This window comes from Thioclava marina (assembly GCF_002020135.1).
In the GTDB taxonomy this organism is placed as follows: Bacteria; Pseudomonadota; Alphaproteobacteria; order Rhodobacterales; family Rhodobacteraceae; genus Thioclava; species Thioclava marina.
In genome coordinates this window covers 1,296,067-1,318,038 of sequence record NZ_MPZS01000001.1, presented here as the reverse complement: position 1 = coordinate 1,318,038, position 21,972 = coordinate 1,296,067, and the positions used below count along the sequence as shown (strand labels likewise).

Sequence of the window (21,972 nt, the reverse complement as noted above, 5' to 3'; positions counted from 1 at the left end):
GCGGACAGCCTCTTCGCACCCCTCCAAGAAAGACGACGCAATGAACCACTTCCTCGATATCCACAAGACCGACCCCGCCGCCCTCAGATCGATGATCGACCAGGGCATAGCGATGAAACAGGCGCGCGCCGATCGCCCGAAGGGTGCGCTCGATGACGACCAGCCGCTCGCCGGTCGCATGGTCGCACTGATCTTCGAGAAACCCTCGACCCGGACTCGCGTCAGCTTCGATGTTGGCGTGCGCCAGATGGGCGGGCAGTCGATGGTGCTCTCGGGCGCGGATATGCAGCTTGGCCACGGCGAGACGATTGCCGACACGGCGCGGGTGCTGTCGCGCTATGTCGATCTGATAATGATCCGTACCTTCGAGGAAGAAACCCTGCTCGAGATGGCGGAATATGCCTCCGTGCCGGTGATCAACGGTCTGACGGATCGCACGCATCCCTGCCAGATCATGGCAGACATCATGACCTATGAGGAGCATCGCGGCCCGATCGCGGGCAAGAAGGTGGTCTGGTCGGGCGACGGCAACAACGTGTTCGCGAGCTTCGCCCATGCTGCCGCGCAATTCGGCTTCGATCTGACCTTCACCGGGCCCGAAACGCTCGACCCCGAGCGCGCCTGGCTCGATCTCGCCGAGAAGGCGGGCCACCCGGTCACCATCGAACGCGATCCGATCAAGGCGGTTGAGGGCGCCGATCTCGTCGTCACCGATACCTGGGTTTCGATGCATGACCCGGAATCCGCGAAGGAGCGTCGCCATAACCAGCTGCGCCCCTATCAGGTCAACGAAGAGCTGATGAGCCACGCCAAGCCGGATGCGCTCTTCATGCATTGCCTGCCCGCGCATCGCAACGACGAGGCCACGAGCGGTGTCATGGATGGTCCTAACTCGGTGATCTTCGACGAGGCCGAGAACCGTCTGCACGCGCAAAAGGCGGTGATGCGCTACTGCCTCGGTGTGTAAAGCTTTCAGCCGGGCAGGGCGTCTGCCTTGCCCGGTCCTGCCATGCCCGGCTCAGTCGAGCCCGGCGATGATCGCGCGCAGGGTTTCGATCCCTTCGCCTTTCTCCGACGAGGTCAGCACGATCTCCGGATAGGCAGCCGGGTGCTTCGACAGCGCCTGACGCACCTGAGTCAGCACCTTCTCGCGATCTTTGGCCGAGACTTTGTCGGCCTTCGTCATCACCACCTGGAAGGTCACGGCCGAACGGTCGAGGAGCTTCAGGATTTCTTCATCCACGGCTTTTACCCCGTGGCGCGTGTCGATCAGCACGAAGGCGCGGCGCAAGGTGGCGCGGCCCGAGAGATAGTTCTTCAGAAGCGCCTGCCATTTCGCGACGACCGCGACCGGGGCCTGGGCGAAACCATAGCCCGGAAGGTCGACCAGATAGGGGCCGTCCTGCGTGGTGAAATAGTTGATCTCCTGCGTGCGACCCGGCGTGTTCGACGCGCGCGCGAGGTTGCGGCGGTTGGTCAGCGCATTGATCAGGCTCGACTTGCCGACATTCGAGCGGCCCGCGAAACAGACCTCGATCCGGTCCGCAGGCGGCAGGCCCGACATCGCGACGACCCCCTTGAGGAACTCGACCGGCGCCGCAAAGAGCTTGCGCCCCGCCTCGCGGGCGAAATCGTCGGGCTCTTCAGCCAGCGGGAAATTCAGCTCCATCAGAGCACCTCCACCTTATCTCCACGGCCGATCCGGCCCGGCGCGGTCACGAGGCAGAAAACGCCCAGATCGCGATGACCGTAATGGCGTTCCAGCTCGGCCAGCATATCGACGTCGCGCTCGCCGGTCTCGATATTCGCATCCGTCGCGCGGCAGCGCTCGATACAGGCGCGCACCTGCAACTCGGCGTCACCGATCCTCAGGGTCTTGCCGACCAGATCGAACTCGGCGAAGGGCTCCCAGCCCTCGACCCAGAGGTTGGCGCGAAAGCGGCGGCGGTCGAGCTCCTTGCCGACGCGTTTGGACAGGTCATCGAGCGAGGCCTGCCCGATCAGCGAGACATAAGGCAGCGGATCGTCGGTCAGCGCCCGCTCGCCCGCGCGCACCAGTGCCGTCGGGCGCGGTGCGGCTTCGGACCAGAAGGGGCGGAGCCAGTCGAAAAGCCTGTGCTGATCGGTCTCCTGCGTTGGGTCGATCTCGAGAGGCTCTCGGCGCGGATGATCGAGGCCGATTCGTCCGTCCTCCAGCAGCCGCGAGGTGCCCCCCATAAGCCCCGGCGCGGACCGCCCGATCACGAAATTGATCTTCGGCCCCCAGCCCGAGGCCCGTCCGTCCGGGCCCGCACCGATTTTCGAGCGCTCATGTAGCACCGCCCATTCCCGGTCAAAGGGCAAAACGCGCCCCTCCTCGAGGGACGCGTTTTCCAGCTCCTCCACCCCGATCGACTTGATCGGGTGGCGGTAGATATGGGCGAGGCTCGCCGTCATTTCTTCTCGTCAGCCGCCGGTTTCTTCTTCTGGAAACTCGACTTGATATTGCCGAAGAGATCCGGGCGTTTCCCGTGCATCGACATGATCGTGTACTGCTGGATGAAGGTGATCGTGTTGTTCGTGATCCAGTAGAGCACGAGCCCGCTGGCAAAGCTGCCCAGCATGAACATGAAGACCCAGGGCATCCAGGCGAAGATCATTGCCTGCGTCTGGTCGGTCGGCGCGGGGTTCAGCTTTTGCTGGAACCACATCGAGACACCCAGCAGGATCGGCAGCACGCCCAGCGACAGGATGAAGAGCGGCGAACCTGGATCCGGAGGGGTGAAGGGCAGCAGACCGAAGAGGTTCAGGATCGAGGTCGGATCGGGCGCCGACAGGTCATGGATCCAGCCGATCCAGGGCGCGTGATACAGTTCGATCGTGACGTAGATCACCTTGTAGAGCGAGAAGAAGATCGGGATCTGGATCAGAAGCGGCAGGCAGCCCGCGGCGGGGTTCACCTTGTTCTTCTTGTAGAGCTCCATCATGCCCTGCTGCATCTTCTGGCGGTCGTCGCCGGCAGCTTCCTTCAGTCGTTCCATCTCGGGCTGGAGTTCCTTCATCTTCGCCATCGAGATGTAGGATTTGCGCGCGAGCGGGAAGACGATCAGCTTGATGATGAAGGTCAGTGCGATGATCGCCCAGCCCATGTTGCCGATCGCGCCGTGCAGCCAGTGCAGCAGGCGGAACATCGGCTTGGTCAGGAAGTAGAACCAGCCCCAGTCGATCGAGTCGACGAAGTTCTGGATCGGCACGTTGTCCTGATAGTTGCGAATGGTCTCCCATTCCTTCGCGCCTGCGAAGAGATGGGTCTGGGCATCGCCGGTCGCACCGGGGGCGACCTCGATCACCGGCAGGCGGGTCTCGGTCTGGTAGATGTCCGAGTTCTCGCCCGAATATTTCACCACCGAGGTGAAGGGACCCGAGATCGGCGCGAGCACCGTCATCCAGTACTTGTCGGTGAAACCGGTCCAACCGGCATCCGTAGCCTGCAACAGTTCTGCCTGGCCCTCGGCGCCTTGCTGGTCGAGCTTGGTGATTTTCTTGTACTTGATCTCTTCGAGCTTGCCGTCGGTCATCCGCACGGCGCCCTCGTGCAGCACGTAGACGCGGCGTTCCTCGGGGATGCCGTGGCGCGCGATGATGCCGTAAGGGGCGAGCTTCACTAGCTGATCGGTGCCGTTCTGCACGGTCTGCTTGATGGTGAAGAGGTATTTGTCGTCGACCGAGATCTCGCGCCGGAAGGTCAGCCCATGGCCGTTGTTCCACTGCAGCGTGACGGGGGCGTCCGGGGTCAGGGAGCCGCTGCCGAGCTGGGTCCAAGGGGTGTTCGGCCCGGGGACCTGATCGGTAGGCAGGCCGCCGGCGGGCATCCAGCCATAGACAACGTAATAGGGCTTGGTGGCATCGCCCTGCGCGCCGCCGACGGGGGCCAGAAGGCGCACATCGGGCGAATCCTCGGCCAGCGTTTCCTTGTATTTCTTCAGCTGGAGGTCATCGAGACGACCGCCCAGAAGCGAGATCGAGCCCTTCAGATCGGGGGTGTCGATCTCGATCCGCGGCGCGGCCTGCACGGCAGCGCCCGTGGCGTTCGACATCATGTCCGAATTGACGGTCTGGCTGTCCAGCGCGGCGGTATTGGGAGTGATGTCAGGGGCTTCGGGCGAAGCAACCTGACCAGAGACATTCTCGCCCTGCGGCGGCACGGCGGTTTGCTCGGGGGGGAAGAAATAGGTCCAGACGCCGAGCACCAGTGCCGAAAGCACGACGGCGAGAATGAGGTTCTTATTCTGATTATCCATGAAGACCCTAGTCCACCAGCCTGTCGAAAACTTGGGGAGGTTCAACAGAAGGGGCAGGCAAAGGTCAAGCCATTTTCCCTTAAAACAGGGTGGCGGGGCAGGTTTGTGAAAGCTTTGGCGCGAAAGTGGCGGTCATCGGGAGCAGGCGGCGCGTTGCGGGCCGGTTTCGGGGCATGCCTGAGAGGGACGCGTGAGCTCGTCCCGGTCCGCCATGATCGCGCCCGAAAGGGGGTACGAGGCGCGAATGCACGGTCGCTCGGGTCAGCATGTTGCGGCAGAAGCCCCTTCATTCGCAGGGCGCCCGACGGGATGCCGTACCCGCGTGCGCCGACGTCCCTCATCCTTTTCTGAGATCGAGGCGCGGAGTCGCTTCGAGCTTGGCCCGGTGGCGCTCTGCCCAATCGTGAAAGTCCTCCGGCGGCATGGGGGGCGCGATCGCCGGGCCCTGTACGGCCGAGCAACCGAGTTGGCCAAGCATTGCATGTTCGGCAATGCTCGCCACGCCCTCAGCCAGCGTGGTCATGCGGAGGTTTTCGGCCATCGAGGCGATAGCGGCCACCAGTTTCTGGTTTTCCGCGTTGTGATCGATTCCAGCGATGAAGGGACGATCGATGCGCAGCCGCTCCGGAGCGAGCTTCCGCATCGTGTCCGCAGAGATGGGGCCAGTGCCGAAGCCTGCAAGTTCGATCCGGCAGCCCAGCCGACGCAACGCGCGCAGGTTGTGGTCGACGAGATCCTCGGCAAGGCGAGCAACGGAGGCTTGCGGCGATACGAAGCTCAGTCTTTCTGGGGCGATCGAGAACCGGTCGCATTCCCAAGCGAGGCGTTCGATCAATTTCGGGTTGTCGAGCTGGGGGATCGGTAACAGGAGAGAGGCCGGGCCGACTGCCTCGCCACGTCGGTCGAATTCGCGCAGGGCGCCGAAGGTTTCGAAGAGCAAAACCTCGGAAAACCGCTCAATGAGCCCCGCAGCCTCGATCGCGGGCAGAATTTGGCTTTCATCGAGCATGCCGCACTCGCGGTGCAGCCAGCGCGGTTTCACCTCGATACCGCAGATTTCGCCGGTATCGGTCGAGATCTGTGGGCAGAAGAATGCCGTGATGTGACCCGCCTCAAGCGAATCGCCGCAATCGCGTGCGAGGCTGTGCCCGACTGTCTTGGCCCCACCGGCGGATTGGGAGAAAGCGCGTATCGCGCCGGGGCCGATGCGATGCGCATCTCGGGCGGCAGCCTCGGCTTCAGCAAGAAGAAGGTTTGCATCAAAGGGCTCGCGGGCCTCGAGATCTGACCGTCGAAGGAGCCGGAAGCCGACATATGCGCTGAGCGTGACTTCGCGCGCGCTGATCGAATAGGGCTCGGCCAGCGCATCCTGCAAACGCCCGCAAAGCTGGATCATCCCCTCGAGATTGAGCCGTGGCGTCGGTTTGAGCAGGACCGCGAACTCGGCGCCGTCCCAGCGCGCGACCTGATCGCCCGCCCGCAGCTGCGCCCCCAGACGCTCGCCCATCCGGCGCAGAAGGAGATCGAATTCGTCGCGATGGAGTTGCCGCAAGAGCTGATCGACCGAGTCGATGCCGAGGACCAGGCAGGCGCTCGGGCGCATCTGCTCGCGCGCCTCTTCCAAAATGTCTGCGAACGCCTCGACGGCGGCCTCTTTCTCGGGAAGACCTGTCGCCGGGTCACGATCGTCATCCTCGTCTTCCGGGGGGATCGGTAGCGGGCGGGTCATCCAGCCCACGAGAATCGCGGTGAACCCAAGAAGCACCATCGCCTCGGGCCCGATCCAGAGCAGCGCGAGCCCACAGGCAGGCACGAAGGCGATCATCTCGCGGCGCAGCAGGATCGGCCCGGCCTTGCCACTTGCTCGAGCGCGCAGCTGCGAGCTGCGCACATGCGTTGCTTTTTCGGTGTTCCCCATCACAAATGCCCCCGTGCATCTCGAGACAGCCCCAAACGGGACCGATCGGGAAAGCCTAGGGCGATTTGGTGAGTGCCAGGTTAAGCCTCGCCGCGCAGATCGGGGATGTTTTCGTTAAAATCCGCTTTATCCGACGAGCGCAGTGCGAGCCCGGCGAAGTCGAACAGCGCGGGGTCGCACAGGTGCGAGGGGCGGGCGTTCATCAGAGCGCGGAACATCTTGTTGCGCCGCCCGGGGGCGTTCTTTTCCCAGCCGTCGAGGATTGCCTTGACCTGCTGGCGTTGCAGCCCGTCCTGTGACCCGCAAAGATCGCACGGAATGATCGGGTAGTTCATCTGGTTCGCGAACTTTTCGCAATCGGCCTCGGCCACGAAGGAGAGAGGGCGATAGACGAAAAGGTCTCCCTCTTCGTTCACCAGTTTCGGCGGCATCGTCGCCAGACGTCCGCCGTGGAAGAGGTTCATGAAGAAGGTCTCGAGGATGTCGTCGCGGTGATGGCCGAGCACGACCGCCGAGCAGCCCTCTTCGCGCGCGATGCGGTAGAGGTTGCCCCGGCGCAGGCGCGAGCACAGCGCGCAATAGGTGCGGCCCTGCGGAACCTTGTCCATCACGATCGAATAGGTGTCCTGATATTCGATCCGGTGCGGGACGCCCATCGTTTCGAGAAACTCGGGCAGAACCGTCGCGGGGAAACCCGGCTGGCCCTGATCGAGATTGCAGGCGAGCAGCTCGACCGGCAGCAGGCCACGCCATTGTAGCTCGTGCAGAACGGCGAGCAGCGTGTAGCTGTCCTTGCCGCCCGACAGGCAGACGAGCCATTTCGCGCCGCGCTCGATCATGCCGTATTTCTCGATCGCCTCGCGGGTCTCGCGGACGATACGCTTGCGCAGCTTCTTGAACTCGGTCGTCGAGGGCGCGCCTGCGAAAAGCGGGTGGATCGGGCTCTCTTCGTCGTCAAGCATCGGAATGGTCCTTGTGCGAACAGCCGCGATGGGCGGCGTCGAAATCGGGATCGGCGCCGGGCACCGGATCATAGCCGTGCCCGCCCCAGGGATGGCAGCTCAAAAGCCGCTTTGCTGCGAGCCAGCCGCCCTTGATCGCCCCGTGCCGCTCCAGCGCCTCCAGCGCGTAGACCGAACAGGTCGGCTGATAGCGGCAGCCATGGCCCATCCAGGGGCTCAGCAGAAGCCGATAGGCGCGCACGGGCAGGGCAACGATATGGGCGAAGGGGCTCATTTCTTCTTGCCTCTGGGCTTGCGCGGGCGCGGCGGCGAGATGGGCAGGTCGTGGATCACCGCGAGGGCGGCGGCAAACTCGACGAGTAACTGTGCGAAATCGCGGGAGGCGGTGGCCTCAGGGCGCCCGACCAGCACGTAATCCCAGCCCGGGCGGCCCGCGTCAGGCAGCACGGCACGGGCGAGTTCGCGCAGGCGGCGCTTGGCGCGGTTGCGCGCGACCGCATTGCCGAGTTTCTTCGAACAGGTGAAGCCCACTCGGATCAGATCGGGCGCGACGGGTTCGTCTTCGCGCCGTGCGCGCGCCTGCAAGAGGAAGCCGGGCATGCTCTTGCGCTGCGCCGAGGCCGCCCGCAGGTAATCCGCGCGCTGGCGCAGAATCGCGGTCGGACGGGCAGGATCGGACGAGCGGATGGCGGCCATCACGGCACCTCGCAGATCGGCGGCGCAAATAGCGAAACCGCCGGGCGCGATCCGCGATCGGGGCACGAGGCCTGATCCCGAAAAGCTACCGGCGGCGTCAAAAGCCTGTCGCGGCGCAGACGGCCTTAGGCCGACAGACGCTTGCGGCCCTTCGCGCGGCGGGCGTTGAGAACCTTGCGGCCACCCTTGGTCGCCATACGGCTACGGAAGCCGTGGCGGCGGGCGCGAACGAGGTTCGACGGCTGGAACGTGCGTTTCATCGTTGTCACTCCGGTTCGGGCCCCTGAATACGGGATTCGAGGCCTGATAGCATTCGAAGCCCGGTCTTTAGTGGCCTCTCCGCGCCAAGTCAATTCGCCTCAAGCGCTTTTTTCGCGCTTTATTCGGGCCCAAGCGCGAAACGTGATGGCTCACGGGGTTTTGCCTTTTCCGCGAGCCCCCTATCTTGTCCGCAAAGCCCCCTGGTTGCGTCAAGTGCCTCGAGGGGCGTAAAGAGGCGAGGGACGGGACGGCACAACGCCACCCCAGCGTTTGATAGACGATGAAAGTCAACACTCTTTCAGGTCGGTTTCTGATCCTGACGACGGTTTTCGTCGTGCTCGCCGAAGCGTTGATCCTTCTGCCGGGTCTCGCGAACTTCCGCGAGGACTATCTGCTGACCCGACTTGAGCGGGCCCAGATCGCCTCGCTCGCGCTTCTGACCACCGACACCACGATCGCACCGGATCTCGAAAAGGAGCTTCTGGCGAATGCGGGCGTGTTCAACGTGGTGCTCCGGCGCGACGCGGTGCGCCAGCTGGTGCTGTCCTCACCGATTCCCTCGCCGGTGACCGAGACCTACGATCTGCGCAATTCGACGGAATGGACGCGGATTCGCGATGCGGTCCACGCGCTCTTTGATGTCGACAACAAGGTGATCCGCGTGCTCGGCGAGCCGGTGCAGAAAGGCGGCATCGTGATCGAGGTCACGCTCGCCACCGAACCGATGCGGATCGCGATGGTCGAATACGGGCTGCGGCTCCTGTCGATCTCGGCGGTGTTTTCGATGATCACCGCTGTCTTGCTGTTCTTCCTCGTGCGCCGGCTGATGGTGGTGCCGATCAAACGGCTGGTGGCGCATATGGCCGCCTATGCCGAGGCGCCCGAGGATGCGCGACGCATCATCACCCCGCAGGCCGGGGTCGAGGAGCTGCGGGTGGCCGAAGAGGCGCTGGCCTCGATGCAGACCCAGCTCACCTCCTCTTTGCGCCAGAAGGAGCGGTTGGCGCAGCTTGGTCAGGCGGTGGCCAAGATCAGCCACGATCTTCGCAACATCCTCACCACCGCCCAGCTTTTCGCCGACCGGATGGAAAGCTCCGAGGATCCCGGCGTGAAGCGCGCCGCGCCGAAGCTGATGGGCTCGATCGGGCGGGCGATCAACCTGTGCGAAACGACGCTGGCCTTCGGCAAGGCGAAAGAGCCGCCGCCGACGCTCTCGCGCTTCATGTTCAGCGAGCTTGCGCAGGAGGTGCTGGAGAACGAGGAGCACCCCGGCGACGCGCCGACGGTCGAGTTCATCACGGATGTCCCGCCCAACCTCGTGATCCGGGCCGATCGCGAGCAGCTCTACCGCGTGCTCAACAATCTCGTGCGCAATGCGCGTCAGGCGATCGAAGCCACGGGGAGCCTCGGAACGATCGAGATCGGGGCGGGGGAGAACAGCGATGGCTGGTGGATCCGGGTGCAAGATAGCGGCCCGGGCCTGCCCGAGCGTGCCCGAGAGCATCTCTTCCAGCCCTTCACCGGGGGCACCCGCGCGGGCGGCACGGGGCTCGGCCTCGCCATCGCGGCAGAGCTGGTGCGTGGCCATGGGGGGCGTCTCGATCTGGTGCGCACCGACGAGACCGGCACCGAATTTCGCATCTTCCTGCCCTCCGGGATCAGTTTCGACGGGGGCTCCGAGAAGGCGGCCTGTGCGCAGAGCTAGGCAAATAAGGGGTGCGCGGAAATTTTCGGCAAATTTCCGAAATAGGTCGCGTTTTGCCCTTGCAATGGCCAGCCCCGGGGGCTAAATCGCCCCCCACAAGCGGACCCGTAGCTCAGCTGGATAGAGCACTTGACTACGAATCAAGGGGTCGGGCGTTCGAATCGCTCCGGGTCCGCCATTTCCCAACATCTTAAATCGTGTCGGTTGGCCCTGATCGGGTTCACACCTTATGCGTGTGCTCTGATGACGTGTCGCCACGCCGATAGATGGTCGCGCGCCTGTGTCTCCCGCCTGCAGATGCCGGCCGCGATTCCCGCATATTTGCTTGGAAAATAAAGCCTTCGGCGGCTCATTGTTCGGCGGTTTTCAACAAGCACGCTGCCGCCGCGACTTGGCCTCGCACATTCCTCACAAGCGCCATTTACCGGCCATAATTCACCGCCAGGTTGTGTTTGACGGCAAGCAACAGACCCCAGGAGCCAAAGATGCCCCGCACCTTCGTTTCGATCTTCAAGCTGTTCAGCAAGCGTCGCGATGATGTTCTCGACGCACGATACGATGCCCTGCGTTCGTTGCCCGAGCTCAAGAGGCAGCGCCAGCATGTCTCGCCCTTCACCCAGTTGCCGCGCGCCGTCTGAGCGCCGCTCTCCTCCCCAGACCGCAAGCGCGCAAACAAGACGCCCGGGCAATCGCCCGGGCGTTCTGCGTTTCCAGAGGTGGCACAGAGCGACTGTGCGCGCTCAGAAGTCGATCGTGACGCCCGGCAGGTCGAGTTCCTTCATCAGGTCGCGCAGTTCCTGACGTGCGGCCACGTTCGAGATGTTGAGGTTCTCGACGCCCAGATCCTTCAGGTCCAGCAAGGTCAGTCCGCGCGGGAACAGCTCGCGGAAGATCACGCGCTCGGAGAAACCCGGCGCTACGCGGAAACCGATGCGCTTGGAAAGCTGCTCCAGCGCTGCGCCCACCTTGCGCTTGTTGTGCATCTGCTGGGCGCCCACGCGGTTGCGCAGCACCACCCAGTCGATCGGCTTCAGCCCCGCCTTGGCGCGCAGCTGGCGGGCCGACCAGACCATCTCGGAATAGATCGAGGGGCCGATTACCTTCGAGGTCACCGGGTCGATCCGCGCCAGAAGGTCGAAATCGATGAAACTGTCATTGAGCGGCGTGACCAGCGTATCGGCCAGCGAATGCGCGACCTGGCTCAGGCGCGTATGCGAGCCGGGGCAGTCGATCAGGATGAAATCGCACGAGGGCTCCATCTCGGCCACGGCGGTGGAGAGGCGATGGTCATAGGGGTTCTCGCCCGGCGCCAGCGTCGCCGCATCCACCTCGGGCAGCTCGCGATAATCCGGGGTCGGCAGGTCGAGCCCTTCGCGATCCATGAAAGCGAGGCGATTTTCGACATAACGCCCGAAGCTGCGCTGGCGCAGATCGAGATCGAGCGCGCCCACTTTCCAGCCCATCCGCGCCAGAGCGGTCGCCACATGCATCGAGGTGGTGGACTTGCCCGAGCCACCCTTTTCGTTGCCCATCACGATGATATGCGCCACTTCGCTGTCCCTGCCTTGTCTTGTGTCTTGTCCCTTGCGGACCACTATAGATGGCTCAAGAGGGAGGGGGAAGGCGGGGTGTGAACGGCGCGGTCAGATGGGGGAGGGGTGTGTGGTTTTGGTCGGGGGTTAGGAGGTCTGCTGCTGAAAACCATCCAACGCAATGCGCAACCGCGCAAAGGCTTTTTGTTTATTAAGCAACCTTTCAGCGTTCTCGCGACGATCTTCTTCGAACATGTACGTCACGACGAACATGGTTTTGCTGAACGAGACCTCTTCATCAAGTTCCTTCCAAAACTCTCGAGGGAACTTTTCATGAATTCTTCTTAGATCAACGGGATCGATCTTGTAGCCGAACTCGTGAGCTACCTTGTTTCTAAGAGAGTTAATTTGCTTGATTACTTCTGTGATCATTGGAGGACACGCGCCAAGCGCGAGAAGTAAGTCGACCTTCTTTTCGAGCCCCCATCGTTCGAACTTTAAGGCCGTCGCGTTCTCTAAATTTTGCATCAGAAATACTGACACGATTTGGCTGAGCAGAAGATGGGTATTGAGCAGTTGTGTCAGTTTGCTCTTGTGTCGAAGGGAGCGTTTGAAAGCCTGCTCGTCGTAAATGGGTTGATGTGCTATTTCCTTAATAGATTCATCGGAGGCCGCGACCAATTTTGCTTTGTCCGACAAGCCATTGGAGCGTAACGTTTCAGCAACCCAGTTTTCCATTAGTCTATATTCTCTGAAAGCATATTTTCGCTTTCAGAGAACAGGTCGCATCAAACTTTGTCCAGCCTCACCGGCTGAACTTCTTGTACTTCACCCGCTTCGGCTCGACCGCATCCGGGCCTAGACGACGGATCTTGTCTTCCTCGTAATCCTCGAAGTTGCCCTCGAAGAATTCCACATGGGCCTCGCCCTCGAAGGCGAGGATGTGGGTGCAGAGGCGGTCGAGGAAGAAGCGGTCGTGCGAGATGATGATCGCGTTGCCGGCGAAGTCCTCGATCGCAGCTTCCAGCGCTTGCAGGGTTTCGACGTCCAGATCGTTGGTCGGTTCGTCGAGCAGCAGCACGTTGCCGCCCTCTTTCAGCAGCTTGGCCATGTGGACGCGGTTGCGCTCACCACCCGAGAGCAGACCCACTTTCTTCTGCTGGTCGCCGCCCTTGAAGTTGAACGCACCGCAATAGGCGCGGGAGTTCACCTGCGCGTCGCCCAGCTCGATCAGTTCCGCGCCGCCCGAGATTTCCTCCCAGACGGTCTTGTTCGGGTCGAGCGCATCGCGCGACTGATCAACATAGGCCAGCTTCACGGTGTCGCCCAGCGTGACGGTGCCGCTATCGGGCGTGTCCTGCCCGGTGATCATCTTGAAGAGCGTGGATTTACCGGCGCCGTTCGGGCCGATCACGCCGACGATGGCGCCCGGCGGGATCGAGAAGCTCAGGTTCTCGATCAGTTGCTTGTCGCCGTAATGCTTCGACAGGCCCTCGACCTCGATCACCTTGCCGCCCAGACGCGGGCCGTTCGGGATGATGATCTGGGCCTTGCCGACGCGCTCGCGCTCGGACTGGTCCGCCATCTTCTCATAGGCCGAGATACGGGCCTTGGATTTCGCCTGACGGGCCTTGGCACCGGCGCGGATCCACTGAAGTTCCTTCTCGAGGACCTTCTGCTTGGCCTTGTCCTCGCGGGCTTCCTGCTCGAGGCGCTTGGCCTTCTGCTCGAGCCAGCTCGAGTAGTTGCCCTCGTAGGGGATGCCGCGGCCGCGCTCGAGTTCGAGGATCCACGAGGTGATGTCGTCGAGGAAATAGCGGTCGTGCGTGACGCACAGGATCGTGCCCTTGTAGTCGATCAGGTGCTTTTGCAGCCAGGCGATGGTTTCCGCGTCGAGGTGGTTGGTCGGTTCGTCCAAGAGCAGCATGTCGGGCGCTTCGAGCAGCAGCTTGCACAGCGCCACCCGGCGGCGCTCACCGCCCGAGAGGGTTTCGACATCGGCCTCGTCGGGCGGGCAGCGCAGGGCTTCCATCGCAACGTCGACCTGGCTGTCGAGATCCCAGAGGTTCTCGGAATCGATCTCGTCCTGAAGCTGCGCCATCTCGTCGGCGGTCTCGTCCGAGTAGTTCATCGCCAGTTCGTTGAAGCGGTCGAGCTTGGCTTTCTTCGCGGCCACGCCTTCCATGACGTTGCCGCGCACGTTCAGCGCGGGGTCGAGCACGGGCTCCTGCGGCAGATAGCCGACTTTCGCGCCTTTCGCGGCCCAGGCCTCGCCCGAGAAATCCTTGTCGATGCCCGCCATGATGCGCAGCAGCGTCGATTTACCCGCGCCGTTGACGCCCACGACGCCGATCTTGACGCCGGGCAGGAAGGACAGGCGGATGTTCTCGAAGCATTTCTTGCCGCCCGGATAGGTCTTCGAGACACCATCCATGTGATAGACATATTGATAGGACGCCATGGTCGACCTCTCGGAAAATAAGGGTTTCGGGGCCTTCTAGTCGGAAAGGGGCGGCAGGGAAAGGGCTCGCGGGCCGCAAGGCAGGTGCGCGCGGTTTGTGTCGTGGCTTCGACGGATTTCAATGTGCATATTTGCGCAAGTCGATGTCTAAATTATCCAATACACCGCACGGGCGAACGATCCTAAATCATCCTCATCGCGGGACCGACGCCTCCCCTGTCGCCGATCTCCCGCAGATACATCGAAAAAAGCTTCATCATTGGAGAGAGAGAATGAAAACGATCATCAGCACCGCCATCGCCGCCCTTGCCCTGAGCACCAGCTTCGCCGCCGCAGGTGGCGACGGTCAGGGTTCCATCGCGCCGTCGATGTCGAAATCCTACAGCACGAGCACCGGCTCTTCGGTCGGCGAAGTCACTCCGGGCAAGGCGCAGCTCGCCGCTCAGCTGGGTCTGGACCCCGCAAAATACACCTCGGCCGAGCTCGCCCGCATCCAGTCGGCGCTCTATGACAATGAAGTCGAGGCGGCGAATTTCGTGATTTCGCACCAGAACCGCAAGCCGGTTGACGTGGCTCCGCAACCCGTGATGGGCCGCGATAGCTAAGTCCCCACAAATTGAAACGCGCGCGAGCGGCCCTCCTTGTGAGGGCCGCTTCGTTTTTTCCCCGTGTTTTCAGTGAGGTTTTCGCTGGGCCTTGTCCGAATGCCATTTGAGTGGCCCGGATTTGGGCCGGGTTCCCTCGAGTTATGTGCGTGGGATCGCAACCTGCAGGCTAATTGATGTCCTTTTCGCAGGTCGGAACGTGACCACGTCAACACCACCGACGACGCTTAGCGCCGAAAGTCATTTTCAAACCGAATGTCATGAAAGGAGATTGTCATGACACGCAAACCGCTTCTTGCACTTCTCGCCGCCCTCGGGGTGACCGTCAGCTCTGTTGGTGCCGCCGCTGCGCGTGACGCCGGCACGCCCGGCGCTTCACAAGGTGTGATCATCGCGCCCATGGGCACTGTCGCCCAGTCCTCGGGCGGTCCGGGCATCGGCTGGACCAATCAGGGCAAGACCCAGATCGCGGCCGAGCTTCAGACCTTCCCGCAGTTTCGCGGCATCCGGGCGAGCGATTATACCGTCGCGGAGCTGACCAACATGCTGCACGCCGCGCGTCGCGGCCGGATGGATGTCGCGCTCTATTTCGCCAATCATGAGAACCTGATGCCGGGCGGTCCGGGGATCGGCGCGACCGATCAGGGCAAGTCGCAACTTGCCGCGCAGCTCGGCGTGGATCCTGGCAATTACACTGTCGGTCAGCTCGAGCGGATGCAGAACGACGTGCAACGCGGGCATATGGACGCCGCGAATTTCGTGGCGACCCACGGTGACCCGGCCCCCCGTGGCTACATCGTGTTTATCCGGTAATCACGAACTGATCGCACCACATTCCAGTTGCGAGAGACGGCCCTCCAGCAGGAGGGCCGTCTTGGTTTTTTCGATTTGAAGTCAAATGGATGTGATTGGTGCGACGCAAAATCCGGTTCCCGGGGAATATGCGCGGAGACGAACAGACCTCAGGTCCCTAACGGCCTTTGCTCGCTCTATTGAACACTTAAATGACCCTCATCGACGCCCGAACGGCGCCAGACAGATAAACTATTTGATGAGTTAGGAGGTCATCATGACCCGCAATCTTTTCACCACTGCCATCGCAGCTGCCACCTTGGTCGCCGGTTCCTCCGGGATCGCTTCGGCCGCTGGTTTTTCTTACTCTACCCATGACTCCGGTCAGGGCGTGATTGCCGCTCCGATGTCGGTGAGCTCGCCCGCTTCAGGTCCGATGGCGCCCGGGGCAACGAACCAGGGCAAGACCCAGATCGCGGCCGAACTTCAAACGTTCCCGGGGCTGCACAATGTCGACCCGACGAAATACACCGTGGCGGAGCTGCAAAACATGCTGCAAGCCGCACGCAAAGGGGATCCGAGCACGGTCACTTACTATCGCAGCCATGAAGACCGCCTGCCGGGCGGTCCGGGTGTCGGTGCGACCAATCAGGGCAAGGCGCAGCTCGCAGCCGAGCTGGGGCTGAACCCTGAGGCCTATACGGTCGTACAGCTCGAACAGATCGCGCAAGCGGTGCGCCACGATGATTACGAGACCGCGAAGCTGGTAGCCGCGCAAGGCAGCTCCGCGCCGGGTGGTCGACTGACTTTCGTCCCCGTCGTGGTGAAGTGAGATCCGCGATCTTATCCATGTCCGACCCATGCAGAGGCGGCCCCCGCAAGGGAGCCGCTTCTTGCATACTTTGACAGCCAGACGAAAGCCTGTATCCCTGAGCAAGACTTGGGGAATTTCGATGATCAAGCGCCTGCACCATCTCTACGAAGCCGACACGCCGCGCGCGCATGCGTTTCGATACGGGCTGCTGATCTTCGACCTCGTGACGATTGCTTTCGTGATCATCACGTCCTTTTTCCAGCACACGATCTGGATCGAGGTTGTCGATGCGCTGATCGGTGTGGTGATCGTCACCGATTTCGCCGCGCGCTACGCCATCTCGGACGAGAAGTTCCGCTTCTGGGCGCGTCCCGCGACCTGGGCCGACATCATCGCGATCATTTCCTTCCTGGCGCCGATCACCGGCGAAGGACTGGGCTTCCTGCGGATCCTGCGCACCTTGCGGCTGTTGCGCACCTATCAGCTGCTGGCGCGGATGCGGCGCGACTTTGCCTTCTTCCGCCGCCACGAGGACGTGGTGATCGCGGGGATCAATCTCGGCGTGTTCCTCTTCGTGATGACGGGGCTGATCTATGCGACGCAGGTGCGGATCAATCCTCAGATCAACAACTATGCCGATGCGCTCTATTTCACCGTGACCACGCTGACCACTACGGGTTTCGGGGATATCACGCCGAAAGGCGAATGGGGCCGGATGATCTCGGTCGCGATCATGATCTTCGGAGTGACGCTGTTCTTGCGGCTCGCGCAGGTGCTCTTCCGGCCCTCGAAAGTGCGCTATGAGTGCAAGAAATGCGGGCTGAGCCTGCATGATGCCGACGCGATCCACTGCAAGCATTGCGGGGCGGTGGTGCATATCGACACCGAGGGGCTGACCTGAGGCGACATGCGACTCAGTCGCAGGGACGCGCCAGCACCATCACATACCACGGCCCGTTGCCGCCGCGCTTGGGCACGACCGCGACACCGATCTGGGTCACGTCCTTGAGCAGGATATTGCGACGATGGCCGGGCGATTTCATCCAGTCATCGAACGTCACGCGCGGGTTGCGCTGCCCCATCGCGATATTCTCGGCGATCAGGCAGGCGCGATAGCCTTCGCGCTTGGCCCGGATCATCACCGTCGAGCCGTCCGAGCCCGTGTGATCGAAAAAGCCCTTCTGCGCCATGTCGCAGGCCTGCGCCTCGGCCGTGAGGATGAGGCGTGGGTCCATCTCGACCGGCCCGAGCCCGTTGACCTGCCGCTGCTGCGAGGTCGCTTTCGCGATCACCCAGCCCAGCCCGTCATTGATATAGCAGCCATTGGCCTGTGCCGAAGCGGGCAGGATGGCGGCGGGCAACAGGAACGTCAGCGCGGCGAGAATGCGGATCAAACGAGCCTCCCCCAGAGATCGTATTCCGAGGCCTCGTCGACCTCGACCGTCACGATATCACCGGGCGAGAGGGCCTCGAACCCTTCGTCTATGAAGAGATTGCCGTCGATCTCGGGCGCGTCCGCCTTGGTGCGGCAGGTCGCGCCTTCCTCGTCGATCTCATCCACGATCACCTGCTGGATGGTGCCGACCTTGGCTTGCAGTTTCGCCTCGGAGATCGCCTGCGCCTTCTGCATGAAGCGATCCCAGCGGTCCTGCTTCACCTCATCGGGCACATGATCGGGCAGCGCGTTCGAGCGCGCGCCCTCGACATTTTCATACTGGAAGCAGCCGACGCGATCGAGCTGCGCCTCGTCCATCCAGTCGAGCAGATATTGGAACTCGTCCTCGGTCTCGCCGGGATAGCCGACGATGAAAGTCGAGCGCAGCGTGATGTCGGGGCACGTCGCACGCCATGCCGCGATCTCGTCGAGGGTCTTCGCACTGGCGGCGGGTCGTGCCATGCGCTTGAGCGTGTCGGGGTGCGCGTGCTGGAAGGGGATGTCCAGATAGGGCAGCACGCCGCCGCCGTTCTCATGCGCTTCCGCCATCAGCGGGATCAGGTTGCGCACATGGGGGTAGGGATAGACGTAATGCAGCCGCACCCACGCGCCAAGCGATCCGAGGTCGCGTGCAAGATCTGTGATGTGGGCGCGGTGGCCGCGCTCTTCCGCATGTTTGAGATCGACGCCATAGGCCGAGGTGTCCTGAGAGATCACCAGCAATTCTCGCACGCCCGCGTCGACGAGCTTCTCGGCCTCGCGCACGACCGCATGGGCGGGGCGACTGACAAGGCGCCCGCGCATGTCGGGGATGATGCAGAACTTGCAGTGGTGATTGCAGCCCTCGGAAATCTTCAGATAGCTGTAATGGCGCGGGGTCAATTTCACTCCTGCCGCCGGCAGCAGATCGACAAACGGATCGGGATCGGGCGGCACCGCGCCATGCACGGCATCAAGCACCTGTTCATATTGATGCGGGCCCGTCACTGCCAGCACCGAGGGGTGCGCGCCAGTGATGTAGTCGGGCTCGGCGCCGAGACAGCCGGTCACGATGACGCGGCCGTTTTCCTTCAGTGCCTCGCCGATCGCTTCGAGGCTCTCGGCTTTGGCGCTGTCGAGAAAGCCACAGGTGTTGACGATCACCGCATCCGCGCCTGCGTAATCCGCCGAGATCGCGTAGCCCTCGGCGCGCAGCCGCGTCAGGATGCGTTCGCTGTCGACAAGCGCTTTCGGGCAGCCAAGCGAAACCATCCCGATCACCGGCTGTCCGGGACGGGGGGCATCGGTGATGCGGGCGCGGGGCGCCAGGTCGGGGCGCAGGTTCGGAGGGTTCGTGCTCATTGACGCGATATAGCTTGCGCGGATGGCCACGAAAAGCCTGCATCGGCAAATCTCGGGGCGCGCCGAAAAAAGGCTTGCAAGATTACGCATAATTAAAGTTGAATATCTGAAGCCGTCTATGCACGGCTCGGTCGGCGCAGCTTCGGGAAGGGAGATCCCGCAGGTGCAAGGGATGTCGGCCTCCAGGGAGGAAAGTAATGAAGAATCAGAACCTAACCCGCTTTGCGGGAACGGCTGCGTTTTGCCTGGCACTTGGAGCGCCGGGGATTGCAAGCGCGACCGAGGGATATTTCGCGCTCGCCTACGGGCCTGCGCAACGAGGCGTCGGCGGTGCCGGCGTCGCCTATTCGGTCGACCCCATGTCGGCGGCGATCAACCCCGCGAACATCGCCGATATCGGTCATCAGCTGACCTTTGGTGTCGAGGCGTTCTCTCCGCGGCGCGGCTTCACCGCAACCGGGGCGCCGCCGCTTCCCGAGGGCAAGGTCGAGTCGGGCCATGAATGGTTTCCGATCCCCAATTTCGGCTATAACCGTCCGCTCGCGAATGGCGGGGCGCTCAACGTCATGGTCTATGGCAACGGGGGCATGAACACGAGCTATCCGGCCGTCGTCAATCCCAACTGTGGCGAAGGTGGCGGTTATGGCATCTTCTGCGCGGGCAAGGCCGGCGTGGATCTGATGCAGCTTTTCGCCTCGGTGGGTTACGGCCGCAAGGACGGCAATCTCAGCTGGGGTATCGCCCCGACCATCGCCGTCCAGCGCTTCGCGGCGCGCGGTCTGAACATGTTCGATCAGGAAGGCTACACCGCGACGCCGGGCAAGCTCACCGGCAACGGCTATGATTTCTCGACCGGTATCGGCCTGCGCGCCGGTATCAAATACGAGATCAATCCGCAGGTCACGATCGGCCTGTCGGGCCAGACCCGCTTCAAGATGTCGAAATTCGACAAATATGCGGGCCTCTTCGAGGGCAACGGGTCGTTCGATATTCCCGCATCGGTCACTGCGGGTGTGGCGTTCAAGCCGCGCCGCGACCTGACGGTGATGCTCGACTACCAGAAGATTTTCTACAGCGCGATCGGCGCGGTGGGCAATCCGAATACGGCGCTCCCCTTCGGGGCTCCGGGCGGTGCGGGCTTCGGCTGGGATGATGTGGATGTGCTCCGCATCGGCGCGGAATGGCAGCAGAGCCCCGACATGACCTGGCGCTTCGGCTATGCCCATGCGACCAACCCGATCGGGCCTGAAGATGTCGTTCTTGGTGTGCTCGCTCCGGGCGTTGTGGAACATCACATCAGCTTCGGTGGCGCGAAGAAGCTCAACGACAACGACACGCTCGATTTCGCCGTGAACTACGTGCTGCCGCACAAGGTCAAGGGACCGTCCTTCCTCTACCCGGAAGGCAGCGAGGTCGAACTGGAGATGAAGCAGTTCTCCGCCTCGATCGGTTGGACCCGCCGGTTCTGAGGTATGAGGCTGCCAGAAAACACGAAGGGCGCCCGAGGGCGCCCTTTGTCATTTCCGCCTTTCAGCAAGTCTCAGCGGCGACGGTCGCGGCGCGCGCTCATCGGCTGGAAGGCGACGCCGACATGGGCCTCGCAATAGGGCTTGCCTGCCTGGCTCGGCAGGCCGCAGAACCAGAAATCCTCGGTCGCCGGGTCGCCGATCGGCCATTTGCAGGTGCGCTCGGTCAGCTCCATCAGGCTCAGCTTCTTCGAATGTTTTTCGATCTCGCCGACCTTCGCGAGCGCGGCGGGGTCGATCTCGTTGGCCGAGGGCTGAGGCGGCAGCGGTTGACCGGCGGGGATGATCGCCTTGCGCGCGGGCGTCGTGACCGGAGCCGCGGCCTGAACGGGTGCCGCAGGTTTCGCGGCCGGTTTGGGCTCGGGAGCTTCGGCCGCGGGCTGGACTGCGGGCTTTTCGGCCTTTGCCTCGACTTTCTCGGGCTTCGCCTTGGGTTCGGGCTTCGCGGGTTCGGCCGCGCCGCCGGCACGGTTCGAAAGGCCAAGGCGGTGCACCTTGCCGATCACCGCATTGCGCGTGACGCCGCCGAGCTCCTTCGCGATCTGGCTGGCCGATTGGCCTTCGGTCCACATCTTCTTGAGCAACTCGACGCGTTCATCGGTCCAGGACATGGGCATCCTTTCCTTGTTTCCTGCCACCAGGTGCGGCAGGCACCCTCGATCGACCCGCATTCTAACGGGAGAGCGCACAGATACAATCGCAGCCCTTGCATTTCAAGGGTTGGTGCGCGCGGCACACTGCCTCTGCCCGAAGATGAAACCCCTTGTGCGCTGGCGGCGTTGAGCTCGCGCCCGTGCGGTGGTAGGGGCGGGAAGATTGGGGAGATGACGATGTATGAGATGGGCGTGCGCCGCTTCGGCGCAGTGAACTGGATGGGTCTGCGGATGCTGGGCTGGCGCGAAATCCGCCGGTTTCTGGCTGTCTGGCAGCAGACGGTGCTTGCGCCGCTGATCACCGCAGGGCTGTTCCTGACCGTCTTCGCATTGGCTTTCGGGCGCAACCGCGCCGATGTGATGGGCGTGGATTTCCTGCATTTCATCGCGCCGGGCATCCTGATGATGACGGTGATCCAGAACGCGTTTGCCAATACCTCCAGCTCGATCGTCATCGCGAAGGTTCAGGGCAATATCGTCGACACGCTGATGCCGCCGCTTGCACCGTGGGAGATCTTGGTGGGCTATCTGACCGGGGCGGTGGCGCGCGCGCTGATCGTGGCGGTGGTGATCTGGCTGGGGCTGTTCGTGGTGCTGGGGCAGGGGATCGCGCATCCGATGTGGGCGCTCGCCGCCGTCATCCTTGGCGCGGCGTTCCTTGGAGGCCTTGGGATCCTCGCCGCAGTCTTCGCCGACAAATTCGACCAGATGGCGGCGATTACCAATTTCATCATCACGCCGCTGTCGTTCCTGTCAGGCACCTTCTATTCGGCCAAGGCGCTGCCGCCCGCTTTCCAGATCCTGACCCATTACAACCCGGTCTTCTACCTGATCGACATGGCGCGTTTCGGTTTTCTGGGCGTGTCCGATGCGTCGCCCTGGCACGGGCTCGCAGTGATCTGCGCCGCGCTCGTTCTGGTGCTGGGTCTGGGCTGGTATTGGCTGCGCACCGGCTATCGCATGAAGCCCTGAGGACAGGGCTTCGGCGCGT

At 62.8% G+C, this 21,972-nt stretch carries 23 protein-coding genes and 1 tRNA gene; 10 read left to right on the top strand and 14 right to left on the bottom strand.

Features of this window, described 5'->3' with window-relative positions; genetic code table 11:
• The first annotated feature begins 40 nt into the window (after positions 1 to 40).
• Positions 41 to 967: an ornithine carbamoyltransferase gene (gene argF, locus BMG00_RS06355; protein ID WP_078525519.1), complete on the top strand. Its 927-nt coding sequence runs from the start codon at positions 41 to 43 to the stop codon at positions 965 to 967.
• 51 nt (positions 968 to 1,018) lie between these two features.
• Here the strand turns inward: argF and yihA are convergent, their stop codons facing one another.
• The 8 genes from yihA to rpmH all read right to left on the bottom strand — a co-directional run bounded on the left by yihA (position 1,019) and on the right by rpmH (position 8,116).
• Positions 1,019 to 1,669 carry a ribosome biogenesis GTP-binding protein YihA/YsxC gene (gene yihA / locus BMG00_RS06350; RefSeq protein WP_078573685.1) on the bottom strand — a complete coding sequence of 217 codons (651 nt, stop codon included), beginning with the start codon at positions 1,667 to 1,669 and terminating at the stop codon, positions 1,019 to 1,021.
• Positions 1,669 to 2,436 (bottom strand): MOSC domain-containing protein, encoded by a 768-nt coding sequence (locus tag BMG00_RS06345; protein WP_078573684.1) that lies wholly within the window; start codon positions 2,434 to 2,436, stop codon positions 1,669 to 1,671. Before BMG00_RS06345 ends, yihA begins: the two co-directional genes overlap by 1 nt.
• Positions 2,433 to 4,280, bottom strand: a complete 1,848-nt coding sequence (yidC, locus tag BMG00_RS06340; protein WP_078573683.1) for a membrane protein insertase YidC — start codon at positions 4,278 to 4,280, stop codon at positions 2,433 to 2,435. Before yidC ends, BMG00_RS06345 begins: the two co-directional genes overlap by 4 nt.
• A gap of 337 nt (positions 4,281 to 4,617) precedes the next feature.
• A complete protein-coding gene (locus BMG00_RS06335; protein WP_078573682.1) occupies positions 4,618 to 6,198 on the bottom strand; it encodes an EAL domain-containing protein in 1,581 nt (526 codons plus the stop codon).
• Between the two features lie 80 nt (positions 6,199 to 6,278).
• Complete coding sequence (gene ttcA / locus BMG00_RS06330; RefSeq protein WP_078525509.1) at positions 6,279 to 7,160, bottom strand: tRNA 2-thiocytidine(32) synthetase TtcA; 882 nt, start codon at positions 7,158 to 7,160, stop codon at positions 6,279 to 6,281.
• The gene (gene yidD, locus BMG00_RS06325; protein ID WP_078525507.1) at positions 7,153 to 7,434 is read right to left on the bottom strand and encodes a membrane protein insertion efficiency factor YidD; all 282 of its coding nucleotides are present in this window, start codon (positions 7,432 to 7,434) and stop codon (positions 7,153 to 7,155) included. Before yidD ends, ttcA begins: the two co-directional genes overlap by 8 nt.
• Positions 7,431 to 7,856, bottom strand: a complete 426-nt coding sequence (gene rnpA / locus BMG00_RS06320) for a ribonuclease P protein component (RefSeq protein ID WP_078525505.1) — start codon at positions 7,854 to 7,856, stop codon at positions 7,431 to 7,433. The genes yidD and rnpA overlap by 4 nt, the downstream gene beginning before the upstream one ends.
• 125 nt (positions 7,857 to 7,981) lie before the next feature.
• The gene (gene rpmH / locus BMG00_RS06315; protein WP_038142532.1) at positions 7,982 to 8,116 is read right to left on the bottom strand and encodes a 50S ribosomal protein L34; all 135 of its coding nucleotides are present in this window, start codon (positions 8,114 to 8,116) and stop codon (positions 7,982 to 7,984) included.
• A gap of 281 nt (positions 8,117 to 8,397) precedes the next feature.
• On the opposite strand from rpmH, the gene BMG00_RS06310 reads away from it, so the two are divergent.
• The 3 genes from BMG00_RS06310 (at position 8,398) to BMG00_RS17600 (ending at position 10,460) form a co-directional block, all read left to right on the top strand.
• Positions 8,398 to 9,822: a sensor histidine kinase gene (locus tag BMG00_RS06310; RefSeq protein WP_078525503.1), complete on the top strand. Its 1,425-nt coding sequence runs from the start codon at positions 8,398 to 8,400 to the stop codon at positions 9,820 to 9,822.
• A gap of 101 nt (positions 9,823 to 9,923) precedes the next feature.
• Positions 9,924 to 10,000: transfer RNA gene (locus BMG00_RS06305), tRNA-Arg, on the top strand.
• 307 nt (positions 10,001 to 10,307) lie between these two features.
• Positions 10,308 to 10,460: a hypothetical protein gene (locus BMG00_RS17600; RefSeq protein WP_158521689.1), complete on the top strand. Its 153-nt coding sequence runs from the start codon at positions 10,308 to 10,310 to the stop codon at positions 10,458 to 10,460.
• A gap of 102 nt (positions 10,461 to 10,562) precedes the next feature.
• Here the strand turns inward: BMG00_RS17600 and BMG00_RS06300 are convergent, their stop codons facing one another.
• The 3 genes from BMG00_RS06300 to ettA all read right to left on the bottom strand — a co-directional run bounded on the left by BMG00_RS06300 (position 10,563) and on the right by ettA (position 13,815).
• Complete coding sequence (locus BMG00_RS06300) at positions 10,563 to 11,372, bottom strand: division plane positioning ATPase MipZ (RefSeq protein ID WP_078525501.1); 810 nt, start codon at positions 11,370 to 11,372, stop codon at positions 10,563 to 10,565.
• Positions 11,373 to 11,501: 129 nt separating this feature from the next.
• Positions 11,502 to 12,092, bottom strand: coding sequence for a hypothetical protein (locus BMG00_RS06295; protein WP_078573681.1), 591 nt, complete (start codon positions 12,090 to 12,092; stop codon positions 11,502 to 11,504).
• 67 nt (positions 12,093 to 12,159) lie between these two features.
• A complete protein-coding gene (gene ettA, locus BMG00_RS06290) occupies positions 12,160 to 13,815 on the bottom strand; it encodes an energy-dependent translational throttle protein EttA (RefSeq protein ID WP_078525497.1) in 1,656 nt (551 codons plus the stop codon).
• 272 nt (positions 13,816 to 14,087) lie between these two features.
• Here ettA and BMG00_RS06285 point away from each other — a divergent pair, with 272 nt between their 5' ends.
• The 4 genes from BMG00_RS06285 (at position 14,088) to BMG00_RS06270 (ending at position 16,927) form a co-directional block, all read left to right on the top strand.
• Positions 14,088 to 14,420 (top strand): hypothetical protein, encoded by a 333-nt coding sequence (locus tag BMG00_RS06285; RefSeq protein ID WP_078525495.1) that lies wholly within the window; start codon positions 14,088 to 14,090, stop codon positions 14,418 to 14,420.
• 276 nt (positions 14,421 to 14,696) lie between these two features.
• Positions 14,697 to 15,233 carry a hypothetical protein gene (locus tag BMG00_RS06280; RefSeq protein WP_078525493.1) on the top strand — a complete coding sequence of 179 codons (537 nt, stop codon included), beginning with the start codon at positions 14,697 to 14,699 and terminating at the stop codon, positions 15,231 to 15,233.
• Positions 15,234 to 15,489: 256 nt separating this feature from the next.
• A complete protein-coding gene (locus BMG00_RS06275) occupies positions 15,490 to 16,044 on the top strand; it encodes a hypothetical protein (RefSeq protein WP_078573680.1) in 555 nt (184 codons plus the stop codon).
• Positions 16,045 to 16,165: 121 nt separating this feature from the next.
• Positions 16,166 to 16,927, top strand: a complete 762-nt coding sequence (locus BMG00_RS06270) for a potassium channel family protein (protein ID WP_078525489.1) — start codon at positions 16,166 to 16,168, stop codon at positions 16,925 to 16,927.
• Between the two features lie 13 nt (positions 16,928 to 16,940).
• Here the strand turns inward: BMG00_RS06270 and BMG00_RS06265 are convergent, their stop codons facing one another.
• Both BMG00_RS06265 and rimO read right to left on the bottom strand, forming a co-directional pair.
• Positions 16,941 to 17,420, bottom strand: coding sequence for a CAP domain-containing protein (locus BMG00_RS06265; protein WP_078573679.1), 480 nt, complete (start codon positions 17,418 to 17,420; stop codon positions 16,941 to 16,943).
• A complete protein-coding gene (rimO, locus tag BMG00_RS06260) occupies positions 17,417 to 18,802 on the bottom strand; it encodes a 30S ribosomal protein S12 methylthiotransferase RimO (protein WP_078573678.1) in 1,386 nt (461 codons plus the stop codon). Before rimO ends, BMG00_RS06265 begins: the two co-directional genes overlap by 4 nt.
• 197 nt (positions 18,803 to 18,999) lie before the next feature.
• Here rimO and BMG00_RS06255 point away from each other — a divergent pair, with 197 nt between their 5' ends.
• Complete coding sequence (locus BMG00_RS06255; protein WP_078573677.1) at positions 19,000 to 20,271, top strand: OmpP1/FadL family transporter; 1,272 nt, start codon at positions 19,000 to 19,002, stop codon at positions 20,269 to 20,271.
• A 71-nt stretch (positions 20,272 to 20,342) separates the two neighbouring features.
• On the opposite strand, the gene BMG00_RS06250 is transcribed toward BMG00_RS06255, so the two are convergent.
• Positions 20,343 to 20,939 (bottom strand): GcrA family cell cycle regulator, encoded by a 597-nt coding sequence (locus BMG00_RS06250; protein WP_078573676.1) that lies wholly within the window; start codon positions 20,937 to 20,939, stop codon positions 20,343 to 20,345.
• Between the two features lie 213 nt (positions 20,940 to 21,152).
• On the opposite strand from BMG00_RS06250, the gene BMG00_RS06245 reads away from it, so the two are divergent.
• Positions 21,153 to 21,953: an ABC transporter permease gene (locus BMG00_RS06245; protein ID WP_420604781.1), complete on the top strand. Its 801-nt coding sequence runs from the start codon at positions 21,153 to 21,155 to the stop codon at positions 21,951 to 21,953.
• Positions 21,954 to 21,972: the final 19 nt, after the last annotated feature.

What these genes read in the sequence shown, in the direction of transcription:
- ettA (WP_078525497.1), bottom strand. Translation starts at nt 13,815, where the DNA reads ATGGCGTCCTATCAATATGTCTATCACATGGATGGTGTCTCGAAGACC.
- rpmH (WP_038142532.1), bottom strand. Translation starts at nt 8,116, where the DNA reads ATGAAACGCACGTTCCAGCCGTCGAACCTCGTTCGCGCCCGCCGCCAC.
- argF (WP_078525519.1), top strand. Translation starts at nt 41, where the DNA reads ATGAACCACTTCCTCGATATCCACAAGACCGACCCCGCCGCCCTCAGA.
- ttcA (WP_078525509.1), bottom strand. Translation starts at nt 7,160, where the DNA reads ATGCTTGACGACGAAGAGAGCCCGATCCACCCGCTTTTCGCAGGCGCG.
- BMG00_RS06295 (WP_078573681.1), bottom strand. Translation starts at nt 12,092, where the DNA reads ATGGAAAACTGGGTTGCTGAAACGTTACGCTCCAATGGCTTGTCGGAC.
- BMG00_RS17600 (WP_158521689.1), top strand. Translation starts at nt 10,308, where the DNA reads ATGCCCCGCACCTTCGTTTCGATCTTCAAGCTGTTCAGCAAGCGTCGC.
- yidD (WP_078525507.1), bottom strand. Translation starts at nt 7,434, where the DNA reads ATGAGCCCCTTCGCCCATATCGTTGCCCTGCCCGTGCGCGCCTATCGG.
- BMG00_RS06310 (WP_078525503.1), top strand. Translation starts at nt 8,398, where the DNA reads ATGAAAGTCAACACTCTTTCAGGTCGGTTTCTGATCCTGACGACGGTT.
- yihA (WP_078573685.1), bottom strand. Translation starts at nt 1,669, where the DNA reads ATGGAGCTGAATTTCCCGCTGGCTGAAGAGCCCGACGATTTCGCCCGC.
- BMG00_RS06270 (WP_078525489.1), top strand. Translation starts at nt 16,166, where the DNA reads ATGATCAAGCGCCTGCACCATCTCTACGAAGCCGACACGCCGCGCGCG.
- yidC (WP_078573683.1), bottom strand. Translation starts at nt 4,280, where the DNA reads ATGGATAATCAGAATAAGAACCTCATTCTCGCCGTCGTGCTTTCGGCA.
- rnpA (WP_078525505.1), bottom strand. Translation starts at nt 7,856, where the DNA reads ATGGCCGCCATCCGCTCGTCCGATCCTGCCCGTCCGACCGCGATTCTG.
- BMG00_RS06255 (WP_078573677.1), top strand. Translation starts at nt 19,000, where the DNA reads ATGAAGAATCAGAACCTAACCCGCTTTGCGGGAACGGCTGCGTTTTGC.
- rimO (WP_078573678.1), bottom strand. Translation starts at nt 18,802, where the DNA reads ATGAGCACGAACCCTCCGAACCTGCGCCCCGACCTGGCGCCCCGCGCC.
- BMG00_RS06250 (WP_078573676.1), bottom strand. Translation starts at nt 20,939, where the DNA reads ATGTCCTGGACCGATGAACGCGTCGAGTTGCTCAAGAAGATGTGGACC.
- BMG00_RS06345 (WP_078573684.1), bottom strand. Translation starts at nt 2,436, where the DNA reads ATGACGGCGAGCCTCGCCCATATCTACCGCCACCCGATCAAGTCGATC.
- BMG00_RS06275 (WP_078573680.1), top strand. Translation starts at nt 15,490, where the DNA reads ATGACCCGCAATCTTTTCACCACTGCCATCGCAGCTGCCACCTTGGTC.
- BMG00_RS06280 (WP_078525493.1), top strand. Translation starts at nt 14,697, where the DNA reads ATGACACGCAAACCGCTTCTTGCACTTCTCGCCGCCCTCGGGGTGACC.
- BMG00_RS06245 (WP_420604781.1), top strand. Translation starts at nt 21,153, where the DNA reads ATGACGATGTATGAGATGGGCGTGCGCCGCTTCGGCGCAGTGAACTGG.
- BMG00_RS06335 (WP_078573682.1), bottom strand. Translation starts at nt 6,198, where the DNA reads ATGGGGAACACCGAAAAAGCAACGCATGTGCGCAGCTCGCAGCTGCGC.
- BMG00_RS06285 (WP_078525495.1), top strand. Translation starts at nt 14,088, where the DNA reads ATGAAAACGATCATCAGCACCGCCATCGCCGCCCTTGCCCTGAGCACC.